The organism is Superficieibacter sp. HKU1 (assembly GCF_029319185.1).
Classification (GTDB): Bacteria; Pseudomonadota; Gammaproteobacteria; order Enterobacterales; family Enterobacteriaceae; genus Superficieibacter.
Map to the genome: position 1 here is coordinate 1803738 of NZ_CP119754.1, position 13959 is coordinate 1817696.

11 protein-coding genes are annotated in these 13959 nt (G+C 53.8%); all 11 read left to right on the forward strand.

Features of this window, described 5'->3' with window-relative positions; translation table 11 throughout:
• Nucleotides 1-134: 134 nt before the first annotated feature.
• The 11 genes from P0H77_RS08630 to P0H77_RS08680 all read left to right on the forward strand — a co-directional run bounded on the left by P0H77_RS08630 (nucleotide 135) and on the right by P0H77_RS08680 (nucleotide 13925).
• On the forward strand, nucleotides 135-824 hold the full coding sequence (locus tag P0H77_RS08630) for a DUF421 domain-containing protein (RefSeq protein WP_276164483.1): 690 nt from the start codon (nucleotides 135-137) through the stop codon (nucleotides 822-824).
• 181 nt (nucleotides 825-1005) lie between these two features.
• Nucleotides 1006-2094 (forward strand): 3-phosphoserine/phosphohydroxythreonine transaminase, encoded by a 1089-nt coding sequence (gene serC / locus P0H77_RS08635; RefSeq protein WP_276164484.1) that lies wholly within the window; start codon nucleotides 1006-1008, stop codon nucleotides 2092-2094.
• A 67-nt stretch (nucleotides 2095-2161) separates the two neighbouring features.
• The gene (gene aroA / locus P0H77_RS08640) at nucleotides 2162-3445 is read left to right on the forward strand and encodes a 3-phosphoshikimate 1-carboxyvinyltransferase (RefSeq protein ID WP_276164485.1); all 1284 of its coding nucleotides are present in this window, start codon (nucleotides 2162-2164) and stop codon (nucleotides 3443-3445) included.
• Nucleotides 3446-3586: 141 nt separating this feature from the next.
• Nucleotides 3587-4348 (forward strand): M48 family metallopeptidase, encoded by a 762-nt coding sequence (locus P0H77_RS08645; protein WP_276164486.1) that lies wholly within the window; start codon nucleotides 3587-3589, stop codon nucleotides 4346-4348.
• 170 nt (nucleotides 4349-4518) lie between these two features.
• Nucleotides 4519-5202, forward strand: coding sequence for a (d)CMP kinase (gene cmk / locus P0H77_RS08650; RefSeq protein WP_276164487.1), 684 nt, complete (start codon nucleotides 4519-4521; stop codon nucleotides 5200-5202).
• A gap of 113 nt (nucleotides 5203-5315) precedes the next feature.
• Nucleotides 5316-6989: a 30S ribosomal protein S1 gene (rpsA, locus tag P0H77_RS08655; RefSeq protein ID WP_176920643.1), complete on the forward strand. Its 1674-nt coding sequence runs from the start codon at nucleotides 5316-5318 to the stop codon at nucleotides 6987-6989.
• A gap of 139 nt (nucleotides 6990-7128) precedes the next feature.
• Entirely contained in the window at nucleotides 7129-7419 is a 291-nt protein-coding gene (gene ihfB, locus P0H77_RS08660) for an integration host factor subunit beta (protein ID WP_049840220.1), read from the forward strand.
• Nucleotides 7420-7641: 222 nt separating this feature from the next.
• Nucleotides 7642-9906 carry a ComEC family protein gene (locus P0H77_RS08665; RefSeq protein WP_276164488.1) on the forward strand — a complete coding sequence of 755 codons (2265 nt, stop codon included), beginning with the start codon at nucleotides 7642-7644 and terminating at the stop codon, nucleotides 9904-9906.
• Between the two features lie 36 nt (nucleotides 9907-9942).
• Complete coding sequence (gene msbA / locus P0H77_RS08670) at nucleotides 9943-11691, forward strand: lipid A ABC transporter ATP-binding protein/permease MsbA (protein WP_276164489.1); 1749 nt, start codon at nucleotides 9943-9945, stop codon at nucleotides 11689-11691.
• On the forward strand, nucleotides 11688-12668 hold the full coding sequence (gene lpxK, locus P0H77_RS08675) for a tetraacyldisaccharide 4'-kinase (RefSeq protein ID WP_276164490.1): 981 nt from the start codon (nucleotides 11688-11690) through the stop codon (nucleotides 12666-12668). The genes msbA and lpxK overlap by 4 nt, the downstream gene beginning before the upstream one ends.
• Nucleotides 12669-12707: 39 nt before the next feature.
• The gene (locus P0H77_RS08680; protein ID WP_276164491.1) at nucleotides 12708-13925 is read left to right on the forward strand and encodes a winged helix-turn-helix domain-containing protein; all 1218 of its coding nucleotides are present in this window, start codon (nucleotides 12708-12710) and stop codon (nucleotides 13923-13925) included.
• The last annotated feature ends 34 nt before the right edge of the window (nucleotides 13926-13959 follow it).

Genomic DNA, 13959 nt, shown 5'->3' on the forward strand with positions numbered 1-13959 from the left:
ATTCACTTTTATCGTACGGAAAGCGCGCAATGATACGGGTTTTAGCTCACCGGCGCTATCTCCCGGACCGACGGCACGGAAATAAAAGTATTGGCTATGCTTATGGATAGTAACGTGCTGTTTGAGAATAAAAAATGAAAGCATTCGATCTTCAACGTATGGCGCTGGATAAAGTGCCGTTTGAGTTTCTTGGGGAAGTGGCGCTGCGCAGCGCGTACACCTTTGTACTGGTTTTCCTGTTTCTTAAGATAACCGGGCGACGCGGCGTGCGTCAGATGTCGCTGTTTGAAGTGTTGATCATCCTGACGTTAGGTTCAGCCGCAGGTGACGTGGCGTTTTATGATGACGTTCCCATGCTGCCGGTGCTGACGGTATTTATTACGCTGGCGGTTTTGTACCGGCTAGTGATGTGGCTGATGTCACACAGCGAAAAACTGGAGGATCTCCTGGAGGGTAAGCCCATCATCTTTATAGAGGAGGGGCAGCTGGCGTGGGACAAGGTAAATGGCGCTAACCTGACTGAATTTGAATTTTTCATGGAGCTCAGGATCAATAGCGTTGAGCAACTTGGGCAAATTAAGCTGGCAATAATGGAAACTAATGGCCAGATAAGCGTCTATTACTATCCAGATGATGAAGTAAAACCGGGGCTGTCAATTCTGCCGGCGGGGATTGAACGCTATACCACCGTGCCGGACGATGGTGAATATGCCTGTAATAAATGTAGTGCGGTATACGTGATGAAAGCGGGGGAGCATCAGCTTTGTCCCCGCTGCGCGCATCCGGAGTGGTCAAAGGCCAGCCGGGCAAAGCGGATCACCTGATAGCGGTTTTATCGGCCTTTATTCGTCAATACGATAGATTATATTGTGTGACAAAGGACACATTTTTACTCCGCGATTGATTACCCGTTGCGACACGTGTCACTGAATGGTAAAACCGATATCCACAGGAATAACGTATACCCATTGTGGTGGGTAGATCTAAGCAGCGTGGTGAGGGGAAATGACTCAGGTCTTCAATTTTAGTTCAGGTCCGGCGATGATACCGGAAGCAGTGCTTAAACTGGCGCAACAGGAACTGTGCGACTGGCATGGTCTGGGAACGTCGGTCATGGAAATTAGCCACCGTGGTAAGGAATTTATCCAGGTCGCTGAAGAAGCAGAAAAGGACTTCCGCGAGCTGCTGAACATCCCTTCAAACTACAAAGTGCTTTTCTGCCACGGTGGTGGGCGCGGTCAGTTTGCTGGCGTGCCGCTGAACCTGCTGGGTGCCAAAACCACCGCAGATTATGTTGATGCGGGCTACTGGGCGGCCAGCGCGATTAAAGAAGCGAACAAATACTGTACGCCAAACGTAATTGACGCCAAAGTGACGGTTGACGGACTGCGTGCAGTAAAACCGATGCGCGACTGGCAGCTTTCCGACAATGCAGCGTATGTGCACTACTGTCCTAACGAGACCATTGACGGTATCGCCATCGAAGAAACTCCCGATTTTGGTAACGACGTGGTGGTCGCTGCCGACTTCTCCTCGACGATCCTTTCCCGTCCGCTGGATGTCAGCCGCTTCGGCGTAATCTACGCTGGCGCGCAGAAAAATATCGGCCCGGCAGGGCTGACGCTGGTGATCGTACGTGAAGATCTGCTGGGCAAGGCGCATCAGGCCTGCCCGTCAATTCTTGACTACACCATCCTCAATGACAACGACTCCATGTTTAACACTCCGCCGACGTTCGCATGGTATTTGTCCGGCCTGGTCTTCAAATGGTTGAAAGAGCAGGGCGGCGTGGCGGCGATGGATAAGATCAACCAGCAAAAGGCCGATCTGCTGTATGGCACCATTGATCGCAGTGATTTCTACCGTAACGACGTGGCCAAAGCCAACCGTTCCCGTATGAACGTGCCGTTCCAGCTGGCAGACAGCGCGCTGGACAAACTCTTCCTGGAAGAGTCTCTGGCGGCTGGTCTGCATGCGCTGAAAGGACACCGCGTCGTTGGCGGCATGCGCGCCTCAATCTATAACGCGATGCCGTTGGCCGGTGTCAACGCATTGACCGAGTTTATGACCGACTTCGAACGTCGTCACGGTTAATCGCCCGTTTCATTCTTCCCCGTAGCCTGTCTGCGGGGCTTTATTTTGCTTCTGAGAGTTAAGCTTCATGGATTCCCTGACGTTACAACCCATCGCGCGCGTAGACGGTGTTATCAATCTGCCTGGATCAAAAAGTGTCTCTAACCGGGCGCTACTGCTGGCTGCATTAGCCCAGGGCACCACGGTGCTGACTAATTTGCTGGACAGCGATGACGTCCGTCATATGCTGAACGCCCTGAGTGCGTTAGGCATTCATTACACCCTTTCCGCCGATCGCACCCGCTGTGAAGTGACCGGCAATGCCGGCCCGCTGCAGGCTGAAGGCGAGCCCGAACTGTTCCTTGGTAACGCAGGCACCGCGATGCGGCCGCTGGCGGCGGCACTGTGCCTTGGCAATAACAATGTTGTCCTTACCGGCGAACCGCGCATGAAAGAGCGACCGATTGGTCATCTGGTCGATGCGCTTCGCCAGGGCGGGGCAGACATTACTTATCTTGAGCAAGAGAATTATCCGCCGCTGCGTCTGCGCGGAGGTTTTACCGGTGGCGATGTACACGTGGACGGTAGCGTCTCCAGCCAGTTCTTGACCGCGCTGCTAATGACCGCACCACTCGCCGCACAGGACACCATCATCACCATCAAAGGCGATCTGGTGTCAAAACCTTACATTGATATCACCCTGAAGTTGATGGAAACCTTTGGCGTTCAGATTGAAAACCAACGCTATCAGCGCTTCGTTGTGCGTGGTGGTCAAACGTATCGTTCTCCGGGTGAATTCCTCGTGGAAGGTGATGCTTCTTCAGCTTCATATTTCCTCGCCGCAGCGGCGATTAAAGGCGGTACCATCAAAGTGACCGGCATTGGTCGCCACAGCGTCCAGGGCGATATCCGTTTTGCCGACGTGCTGGAAAAAATGGGGGCGGTAATCGACTGGGGCGATGACTTTATCAGCTGTACCCATCGTGAATTGCACGCCATTGATATGGATATGAACCATATTCCCGATGCGGCGATGACCATTGCTACAGCCGCGCTCTTTGCTCACGGCACCACGACGCTGCGTAACATTTATAACTGGCGGGTGAAAGAGACCGATCGCCTGTTCGCGATGGCGACCGAACTGCGTAAAGTCGGTGCAGAAGTGGAAGAGGGTGAGGATTACATTCGCATCACTCCGCCCGCGCATTTGCAGTTTGCCGAAATCGGCACCTATAACGATCACCGAATGGCAATGTGTTTCTCGCTGGTGGCGCTGTCAGATACGCCGGTCACTATTCTCGATCCGAAATGCACCGCCAAGACCTTCCCTGACTACTTCGAACAACTGGCTCGCGTCAGCACTCCGCAATAAATATCCTCCCGAGCGCCGACGCCCCGTCGGCGCCATTGTGTCCGGTTACAAACTTTTTTGCTTTTACAGGTAATGCTATTTTCGTTGACGAATTTCATGTCGTTTTATGGCGATTGTTATAAATATCAACGGAAGATTACTATGAAAAATAAAAAAATATTGCTGGCGCTTACGCTATCAACGCTTATGCTGGCAGGCTGTAAAAACGGTGTCGATGGCAACATGCTTGCCAGCTCCGGCATGTCAGCTTACAAAGCGGCGACGCTTAGCGACGCGGATGCAAAATCCATTGCCAATCAGGGCTGTAAAGAGATGGACAGCGAGAATAAGCTGGCTGGCTCCTCCAGCAAATACAGCAAGCGTCTGGCCAAAATCGCCAAAGCGCTGGGTAACAATATCAACGGCACGCCGGTCAACTACAAAGTCTACATGACCAGTGACGTAAACGCCTGGGCCATGGCTAACGGCTGCGTCCGTGTTTACAGCGGCCTGATGGACATGATGACCGATAACGAAGTGGAAGCTGTGCTGGGTCATGAATTGGGTCACGTGGCGCTGGGGCACTCCCTCCAGGAAATGAAAGCAGCCTATGCCGTCGTGGCGGCGCGTGACGCTATTTCTGCCACCAGCGGCGTCGCGGCTCAGCTTTCAAAATCCCAGCTTGGTGATATTGCCGAGGGTGCCATCAACGCTAAATTCTCCCGCGAAAAAGAGTCTGAAGCCGATGACTTCTCCTACGATCTGCTGAAAAAACGCGGTATCAAGACGCAGGGGCTGGTCGGCAGCTTTGATAAACTGGCTAGTCTTGACGCTGGTCATACCAAGTCGCTCTTCGACTCTCACCCGCCTTCAGCGGAACGTGCGCAGCATATCCGCGACCGTATCGCACAGGATAAAAAGTAAAGCTGTATCATTTCCGGGCTGGCACCACGCCAGCCCGCTATACTTCGCCAGACGCCTCTCATTTTACGTTCAATATTCTGCAATTTGCATGCAAAGGTAACTCTCAGGCGCAGACACGCGTATAATGCGCGGCGTTTATATTGACGGTATGCCTGTTTAAGGAGAAAAAGATGACGGCAATTGCCCCGGTTATTACCATTGATGGCCCAAGCGGCGCGGGTAAAGGCACCTTATGCAAGGCGATGGCGGAAGCGTTGCAGTGGCATCTTCTGGATTCAGGCGCAATCTATCGCGTGCTGGCACTGGCGGCATTGCACCATCACGTTGATGTTGCTTGTGAAGATGCGCTGGTGCCACTGGCCACGCATCTGGATGTGCGTTTTGTTTCGACCGACGGCACGCTGGAAGTGATCCTGGAAGGGGAAGACGTGAGCGGTGAAATTCGCACGCAGGACGTGGCCAGTGCGGCATCACAAGTCGCTGCCTTCCCGCGGGTACGTGAAGCGCTTTTACGCCGTCAGCGTGCCTTCCGTGAGTTTCCCGGACTGATTGCCGATGGCCGCGATATGGGGACCGTAGTCTTCCCCGAAGCGCCGGTGAAAATTTTCCTCGACGCGTCTTCGGAAGAACGCGCGCATCGCCGTATGCTACAGTTGCAGGAAAGTGGCTTTAGTGTTAACTTTGAACGCCTTTTGGCCGAGATTAAAGAACGCGACGATCGCGATCGTAATCGCGCTGTAGCGCCGCTGGTTCCCGCTGCCGATGCTTTAGTTCTGGATTCCACCAGTTTAAGCATTGAGCAAGTGATTGAAAAAGCGTTACAATACGCGCGCCAAAAGTTGGCCCTCGCTTAAATGCGTCCGAATTAGTAGTACCCCCGCAGCAACGGAGTGTTAGCGGGTATGTGAAACAACCCCATCCGGCACGGAGCCAGGTGGACGTTAAATATGAAACCTGAAGATTAAACATGACTGAATCTTTTGCTCAACTGTTTGAAGAATCCCTGAAAGAAATCGAAACCCGCCCGGGTTCCATCGTTCGTGGTGTTGTTGTTGCTATCGACAAAGACGTTGTACTGGTTGACGCCGGTCTGAAATCTGAGTCCGCCATTCCGGCAGAGCAGTTCAAAAACGCCCAGGGCGAGCTGGAAATCCAGGTTGGTGACGAAGTTGACGTTGCTCTGGATGCAGTAGAAGACGGCTTCGGTGAAACCCTGCTGTCCCGTGAGAAAGCTAAACGTCACGAAGCCTGGATCACGCTGGAAAAAGCTTACGAAGAAGCTGAAACTGTAGTCGGTGTTATCAACGGCAAAGTCAAAGGTGGCTTCACTGTTGAGCTGAACGGTATTCGTGCGTTCCTGCCGGGTTCACTGGTAGACGTTCGTCCAGTTCGTGACACTCTGCACCTCGAAGGCAAAGAGCTTGAATTCAAAGTAATCAAGCTGGACCAGAAACGTAACAACGTGGTCGTATCACGTCGTGCCGTTATCGAATCCGAAAACAGCGCAGAGCGCGATCAGCTGCTGGAAAACCTGCAGGAAGGCATGGAAGTTAAAGGTATCGTTAAGAACCTCACTGACTACGGTGCATTCGTTGATCTGGGCGGCGTTGACGGCCTGCTGCACATCACTGATATGGCCTGGAAACGCGTTAAGCATCCGAGCGAAATCGTAAACGTTGGTGACGAAATCAACGTTAAAGTCCTGAAGTTCGACCGTGAGCGTACTCGTGTATCTCTGGGTCTGAAACAGCTGGGCGAAGATCCGTGGGTTGCTATCGCTAAACGTTATCCGGAAGGTACCAAACTGACCGGTCGCGTAACCAACCTGACCGACTACGGCTGCTTCGTTGAAATCGAAGAAGGCGTTGAAGGCCTGGTTCACGTTTCCGAAATGGACTGGACCAACAAAAACATCCACCCGTCCAAAGTTGTTAACGTTGGCGACGTAGTGGAAGTTATGGTTCTGGATATCGACGAAGAACGTCGTCGTATCTCCCTGGGTCTGAAACAGTGCAAATCTAACCCGTGGCAGCTGTTTGCTGAAACCCACAACAAGGGCGATCGCGTTGAAGGTAAAATCAAGTCAATCACTGACTTCGGTATCTTCATCGGCCTGGACGGTGGCATCGACGGTCTGGTTCACCTGTCTGACATCTCCTGGAACGTTGCAGGCGAAGAAGCTGTTCGTGAATACAAAAAAGGCGACGAAATCGCTGCCGTTGTCCTGCAGGTTGACGCAGAACGTGAACGTATCTCCCTGGGCGTTAAACAGCTCGCAGAAGATCCGTTCAACAACTACGTTGCTGTGAACAAGAAAGGCGCAATCGTAAACGGTAAAGTCACTGCAGTTGACGCTAAAGGCGCAACCGTAGAACTGGCTGACGGCGTTGAAGGTTACCTGCGTGCTTCTGAAGCATCCCGTGACCGTATCGAAGATGCAACTCTGGTTCTGAGCGTAGGCGACGACGTTGAAGCTAAATTCACCGGCGTTGATCGCAAAAACCGCGTTGTAAGCCTGTCTGTTCGTGCGAAAGACGAAGCTGACGAGAAAGATGCAATTGCTACTGTTAACAACAAACAGGAAGAAGGCAACTTCTCTAACGCAATGGCTGAAGCATTCAAAGCAGCTAAAGGCGAGTAATACTCTCAATCCTTGAAGAAGGATGATGAGTAACTTGACAGATTACAGTTTTCGTTCTGTAATCAAGCACAAAGGGCGGCTACGGCCGCCCTTGTTCAAGCTGTTAGCGAATATGGCCATTAAGGAAACCGGAGGAATCATGACCAAGTCAGAGTTAATCGAAAGACTTGCAAGCCAGCAATCGCATATCCCGGCAAAAGCGGTTGAAGATGCCGTGAAAGAGATGCTGGAACATATGGCCTCTACCCTTGCCGTTGGGGAGCGTATTGAAATCCGCGGTTTCGGCAGCTTTTCATTGCATTACCGAGCTCCTCGCACCGGGCGTAACCCAAAAACAGGTGATAAAGTGGATTTGGAAGGTAAATACGTTCCACACTTTAAGCCGGGTAAAGAATTACGCGACCGCGCCAATATTTATGAAGGTGATTGAGTTATCGCCGTATAGTTAACGACGAAACTTGAACACGTAAAAAGCACCTGCGGGTGCTTTTTTCATCTCTGTCTCCTGACGAAAAATGGAATACTCCTCGCAATGCTGCCTGTGCATTGCAGCAATCCTGCCGATTCCCTACATAGCCTGCCGCAAACCAGGCAAATCCCTGCGGACAACCTTATAACATAGCGCGACACTCTCCCTGACAGGGAGGTCTCTATGCGTTTACCACAACTGGCGATCTGTGTGATTGCAGGTCTCGCCCCATTAATCTGGCTGCCAACGCTGCCGGGTGTAGGCTGTACGAAACTCATCGCCATTATTGCGATTATGCTGGCATGTCGCCGTCCACGATCCCTTCGGTTTATTGGATTGACGGGTCTGTTCTTCTGCTGGGGTATCCTGACCGCGCATCAAATCTTATGGCCTGCGCAGCATCTCACCGGTAAAAATCAGCGTGTCGAAATGACCCTTACTGCAACCGATGGGGCAACGACGCATCAGGGCACGATCACGCACTATGATGGAAAACGCCTGTTCCCGGCACCGGGCATTACCCTTTACGGCAATTATCTACCCGAGGCAGGCTGTGCCGGGCAGCGTTGGGCGATGACCATTCGTGCAAGGGCCGTTCATGGCGAGCTAAATGAGGGGGGATTTGATACCCAGCGCAACGCCTTTGCACGACATAATCCTCTGACCGGCCGCTTTATCGAGGCAAAAGCGCTGGATGCCAGCTGCAGTTTACGGGCGACCTATCTTGCTTCGCTCTCTGCGACGCTGGCCGATTATCCCTGGCAGGGGGTGATCTTAGGTCTGGGCTTAGGAGAGCGTCTGGCCGTTTCCACCGAGGCCAAAAAATTGATGCAGCAGACCGGCACCCTGCATCTGATGGCGATCTCCGGTCTGCATATCGCCCTCGGGGCGTCGCTCGGCTGGCTGCTGATCCGCGGCCTGCAATTTTTCCTGCCATGCCGTCTGATTAGCTGGCGGACGCCGTTAATTTTTGGCTTCCTTTGTGCAACAGGTTACGCATGGATCACGGGCTTACAGCCGCCTGCGCTACGGACCATTGTGGCGCTGGGAATATGGTATGGCCTGCGCTTAAGCGGGCGTCAATGGTCGTCATGGGACATCTGGCTATGCTGTATCGCCGCCATCCTGTTTTGCGATCCACTGGCCGTGCTGTCACAAAGCCTGTGGCTCTCGGCGTTTGCTGTGGCAGCGCTGATTTTCTGGTATCAGTGGGTGCCGTTGCCAGCGTGGAGAATGCGGGCACCGCTGCGCCATTTTGTTGGGTTGATACATCTTCAACTGGGTTTGATGATATTGCTGTTACCGCTCCAGGTGCTGCTGTTTCACGGTATCAGCATGACGTCCCTGCTGGCGAACCTGTTTGCGGTCCCGCTGGTTACTTTCGTGATTGTGCCGCTGATCCTGGCAGGAATGCTGCTGCATCTCACCGGGCCTCAGGTAGTGGAACAGGGGCTCTGGTACCTGACGGATCGGCTTTTGGCGCTGCTCTTTTACCTGTTACGCCAATTGCCCGATGGCTGGCTGGATGTAGATGCGCGCTGGCAGGGCATTACAGTAATGCCGTGGATAGCGTTGGTACTCTGGCGTTTTCGGGCCTGGCGCGCCATGAACGCCGTTGCACTGACCCTGCTGGTGATACTGGCCTTTCCGCTATGGCGGCAGGAGCGAAAAGACGTGTGGGCGATACATATGCTGGATGTCGGGCAGGGGCTGGGCATGGTCATTGAACGTCACGGTAGGGCCATTTTGTATGATACCGGGCTGGCGTGGCCCGGCGGTGATTCCGGCCAACAGCTGATTATCCCCTGGCTGCGCTGGCACCATCTGCGACCCGAAGGCATCATCATTAGCCATGAGCATCTCGATCATCGCGGTGGGCTAAACGCCATTCATGACGCGTGGCCTGATGCATGGATCCGCAGCCCGTTAAGCTGGAAAGGGCACCAGCCTTGTTTTCGTGGAGAACGCTGGCAGTGGGAGGGGCTAACCTTTAGCGCTCACTGGCCGCTAAAAGATAATCAAACGCAGGGTAACAACCGCTCCTGCGTGGTGAAGGTTGAGGATGGCCGGCACAGTATTTTATTAACCGGCGATATCGAAACGCCAGCGGAACTCGCTCTGCTCAGTCATTACTGGCAGCATCTGGCGTCTACCATTATTCAGGTGCCCCACCACGGCAGCAATACCTCATCAGGGATCGCGCTGATACAGCGGGTGAATGGAAAAGCGGCGCTGGCGTCCGCCTCGCGTTACAACGCATGGCATTTTCCATCGCCGAAAGTAGTAAAACGCTACCGGCAACAGGGATATCAATGGCTTGATACGCCTCATCATGGGCAAATTACGGTCACTTTTTCCGATGAAGGATGGCAAATCAGCAGCCTGCGAGAGCAAATTTTGCCCCGCTGGTATCATCAGTGGTTTGGCGCGCCCGCAGATAACGGGTAGAATATGCGGCTATTTCAACAAATGCTGGTTTTTTGAATGCATAACGATAAAGATCTCTCTACGTGGCAGACCTTCCGCCGACTTTGGCCGATTATTGCCCCTTTCAAGCCGGGTCTGATCGTGGCGGCAATTGCGTTAATCCTTAACGCAGCCAGCGATACCTTCATGTTATCGCTCCTTAAACCATTACTGGATGATGGTTTTGGTAAAACAGATCGCTCGGTGCTGCTATGGATGCCGCTGGTAGTGATTGGGCTGATGATTGTGCGGGGTATTACCAGCTACATCTCCAGCTATTGCATCTCATGGGTTTCAGGCAAAGTGGTGATGACCATGCGTCGCCGCCTGTTCAGTCATATGATGGGGATGCCGGTTTCCTTTTTTGACAAGCAGTCCACCGGGACGCTGCTGTCGCGCATTACCTATGACTCGGAGCAGGTTGCTTCTTCCTCTTCCAGTGCGCTCATTACCGTGGTGCGTGAAGGGGCGTCGATTATCGGCCTGTTCATTATGATGTTCTACTACAGCTGGCAATTGTCGCTGATCCTGATCGTCCTTGCGCCCATTGTCTCATTTGCGATTCGACTGGTCTCCAAACGTTTTCGTAGCATCAGTAAGAATATGCAGAATACCATGGGGCAGGTCACTACCAGCGCAGAACAGATGCTGAAAGGGCACAAAGAGGTGCTAATTTTTGGCGGACAGGACGTCGAAACAAAGCGTTTCGATAAAGTCAGCAACAAAATGCGTTTACAGGGAATGAAGATGGTTTCTGCCTCTTCCATTTCTGACCCGATTATTCAGCTAATTGCCTCCCTGGCGCTGGCTTTTGTGCTGTATGCGGCAAGCTTCCCCAGCGTAATGGAGACCCTGACTGCCGGTACGATCACCGTGGTGTTCTCATCAATGATCGCGCTGATGCGTCCGTTAAAATCACTGACTAACGTCAACGCTCAGTTCCAGCGCGGGATGGCCGCCTGCCAGACGCTGTTTACCATTCTCGACTCCGAGCAGGAAAAAGACCAGGGCACTTTTGTCGTTGAACGTGCGAAAGGCGATCTGGAATTTCGTAACGTCACGTTCACCTATACAGGGCGTGAAGTCCCGGCGCTGCGCAATATCGATCTGACCATCCCTGAAGGTAAAACGGTCGCGCTCGTAGGCCGTTCTGGTTCGGGCAAGTCCACCATTGCCAGTTTGATCACGCGCTTTTATGACGTTGATGAAGGGCAAATCCTGCTTGATGGCCATGACCTGCGTGAATACACGCTGTCATCACTGCGTAATCAGGTTGCACTGGTTTCGCAGAACGTGCACCTATTTAACGATACGGTTGCCAACAACATTGCCTATGCGCGCACTGACGTTTACAGTCGCGAGCAGATCGAACAAGCCGCACGTATGGCGTATGCCATGGACTTTATCAACAAAATGGATAATGGCCTCGACACCATTATTGGCGAAAACGGCGTAATGCTCTCCGGCGGACAGCGTCAGCGTATTGCGATTGCGCGTGCACTGCTGCGCGACAGCCCCATTCTGATCCTTGATGAAGCCACCTCCGCGCTGGATACCGAATCTGAACGGGCGATCCAGTCGGCTCTGGATGAGCTGCAGAAGAACCGCACCTCGCTGGTGATTGCGCATCGTCTGTCAACCATTGAACAGGCCGATGAAATTGTGGTGGTTGAAGATGGCCGCATCGTTGAACGCGGAAACCATCATGACCTGCTGGAAATGCGCGGGGTTTACTCGCAGCTCCATAAGATGCAGTTCGGTCAATGATCGCCCGTATCTGGTCCGGTGATTCCCCGCTCTGGCGGCTGTTGCTGCCGCTTTCCTGGCTTTATGGGCTGGTGAGCGGCCTTATTCGTCTGAGCTACCGCCTCGGCCTGAAAAAGTCGTGGCGGGCACCGGTACCGGTGGTGGTGGTGGGCAATCTGACCGCCGGAGGTAACGGCAAAACGCCTGTGGTCATCTGGCTGGTTGAGCAACTCCAGCAGCGCGGTATCCGCGTTGGCGTGGTGTCTCGCGGCTACGGTGGCAAGGCGGACCGCTATCCTCTGCTTCTCGACGCCGACACCGCGCCTGCCAGCGCAGGTGATGAACCCGTGCTTATCTGGCAGCGCACCGGTGCGCCTGTCGCCGTTTCGCCAGTGCGGGCCGACGCCGTTCGCGCGCTGCTGGCAGAGCACGAATTACAGCTCATTATTACCGATGACGGCCTGCAACATTATCGTCTGGCGCGTGACCTGGAAATTGTGGTGGTGGATGGCGTACGCCGCTTTGGTAACGGCTGGTGGCTGCCTGCCGGCCCCATGCGCGAGCGTGCGTCGCGATTGCAAACGGTCGATGCGGTGATTACCAACGGCGGCGAACCTGCGCCGGGTGAAATCCCCATGATTTTGCGTCCGGGACAGGCGATAAATTTGCTGACCGGTGAACGCCGCGAGATGTCGACGCTTACCGACGTGGTGGCAATGGCCGGTATTGGTCATCCGCCGCGTTTTTTCACAACCCTGGAAAAGGGCGGCGTGCGGCCAGTAAGAACCGTCGCGCTGGCCGATCATCAGGCACTGATTCAGGCTGACGTACAGGCGATGACCCAGCCAGGGCAAAACCTGCTCATGACCGAGAAGGACGCGGTCAAGTGCCGGGCGTTTGCGCAGGATAACTGGTGGTATTTACCGGTCAATGCCGAACTCCAGGGCGATGACGTGCAACAACTGCTGGCGAAACTTACTCTCCTGGCGCAGCGTTAGCCTCCTGCTGCGAGCGCCGGGATCATGACGGGGAAATACATGCTCTCTCTACATGCCGCGCGTTGTCTTCATCTTGCTGCGCAGGGACTGCTTAAAAAGCCCCGACGCCGCGCTCAGCCTGACGATATCCTGCGCACTGTCCGCCAGATGTCGCTCCTGCAAATTGACACCATCAACATTGTCGCCCGTAGTCCTTACCTGGTGCTGTTCAGCCGTCTGGGGAATTATCCGCAGGCCTGGCTGGATGAAGCGTTAAGCCGTGGTGAGCTAATGGAATACTGGGCGCATGAAGCCTGTTTCCTTCCCCGCAGTGATTTTTCGCTGGTACGCCACCGGATGCTGGCCCCGGAAAATATGGGATGGAAATATCGTCAGACGTGGATGGAAGAGAACGTCGGGGAAATTGAGCAGTTAATGGCGCATATCCGCGAGCAGGGTCCGGTACGCTCAGCAGATTTTGCCCATTCAGGAAAAGGCTCAAGCGGCTGGTGGGAGTGGAAGCCGCACAAGCGTCATCTGGAAGGATTATTTACCGCCGGAAAAGTGATGGTGGTAGAGCGGCGCAACTTTCAACGGGTTTATGACCTGACCAGCCGGGTATTACCGGAGTGGGATGACGCTCGCGACGCGCTCAGCCAGGACGCGGCGGAAGAGGTAATGCTGTTAAACAGCGCCCGTAGTCTGGGGATTTTTCGCCCTCAATGGCTGGCGGACTATTACCGGCTACGCCAGCCCAAAAGCGCTGCATTACTGGCACGCTGGCAGGACCAAAAACAGATCGTCCCCGTTGAGGTTGAAACGCTGGGACAGCTATGGCTGCATACGGATCTTCTGCCTCTGCTGCCTGCGGCGCAGGAAGGCAAACTTAACGCCACGCACAGCGTGGTGCTCTCGCCGTTTGATCCCGTTGTCTGGGATCGTAAACGCGCGGAACAGCTGTTTAACTTTAGCTACCGGCTGGAGTGTTATACGCCTGCCGCGAAACGTAAATACGGTTACTTTGTACTGCCGCTGCTGCACCGGGGAAGGCTGGTAGGGCGCATGGACTGTAAAATGCATCGTAAAGAGGGCGTACTGGAAATCATCTCGCTATGGCTGGAAGCGGGAGAAAGTATCAGCCGCATGCTTGAGCAAGGCCTGCAATCCGCCATTAACGATTTTGCCCGCTGGCAGGGCGCAACGCGTATTCAGGTCGGTTTTTTGCCCGAAAAGCTCTTTACGCAACAGCGCAGCGGCTGGGAAATTGACGTAGCCTGATATGCCATTATGATAGGTTGCAACGGACCTTTTC

What these genes read in the sequence shown, in the direction of transcription:
- rpsA (WP_176920643.1), top strand. Translation starts at nt 5,316, where the DNA reads ATGACTGAATCTTTTGCTCAACTGTTTGAAGAATCCCTGAAAGAAATC.
- cmk (WP_276164487.1), top strand. Translation starts at nt 4,519, where the DNA reads ATGACGGCAATTGCCCCGGTTATTACCATTGATGGCCCAAGCGGCGCG.
- P0H77_RS08680 (WP_276164491.1), top strand. Translation starts at nt 12,708, where the DNA reads ATGCTCTCTCTACATGCCGCGCGTTGTCTTCATCTTGCTGCGCAGGGA.
- P0H77_RS08645 (WP_276164486.1), top strand. Translation starts at nt 3,587, where the DNA reads ATGAAAAATAAAAAAATATTGCTGGCGCTTACGCTATCAACGCTTATG.
- lpxK (WP_276164490.1), top strand. Translation starts at nt 11,688, where the DNA reads ATGATCGCCCGTATCTGGTCCGGTGATTCCCCGCTCTGGCGGCTGTTG.
- aroA (WP_276164485.1), top strand. Translation starts at nt 2,162, where the DNA reads ATGGATTCCCTGACGTTACAACCCATCGCGCGCGTAGACGGTGTTATC.
- P0H77_RS08665 (WP_276164488.1), top strand. Translation starts at nt 7,642, where the DNA reads ATGCGTTTACCACAACTGGCGATCTGTGTGATTGCAGGTCTCGCCCCA.
- serC (WP_276164484.1), top strand. Translation starts at nt 1,006, where the DNA reads ATGACTCAGGTCTTCAATTTTAGTTCAGGTCCGGCGATGATACCGGAA.
- P0H77_RS08630 (WP_276164483.1), top strand. Translation starts at nt 135, where the DNA reads ATGAAAGCATTCGATCTTCAACGTATGGCGCTGGATAAAGTGCCGTTT.
- ihfB (WP_049840220.1), top strand. Translation starts at nt 7,129, where the DNA reads ATGACCAAGTCAGAGTTAATCGAAAGACTTGCAAGCCAGCAATCGCAT.
- msbA (WP_276164489.1), top strand. Translation starts at nt 9,943, where the DNA reads ATGCATAACGATAAAGATCTCTCTACGTGGCAGACCTTCCGCCGACTT.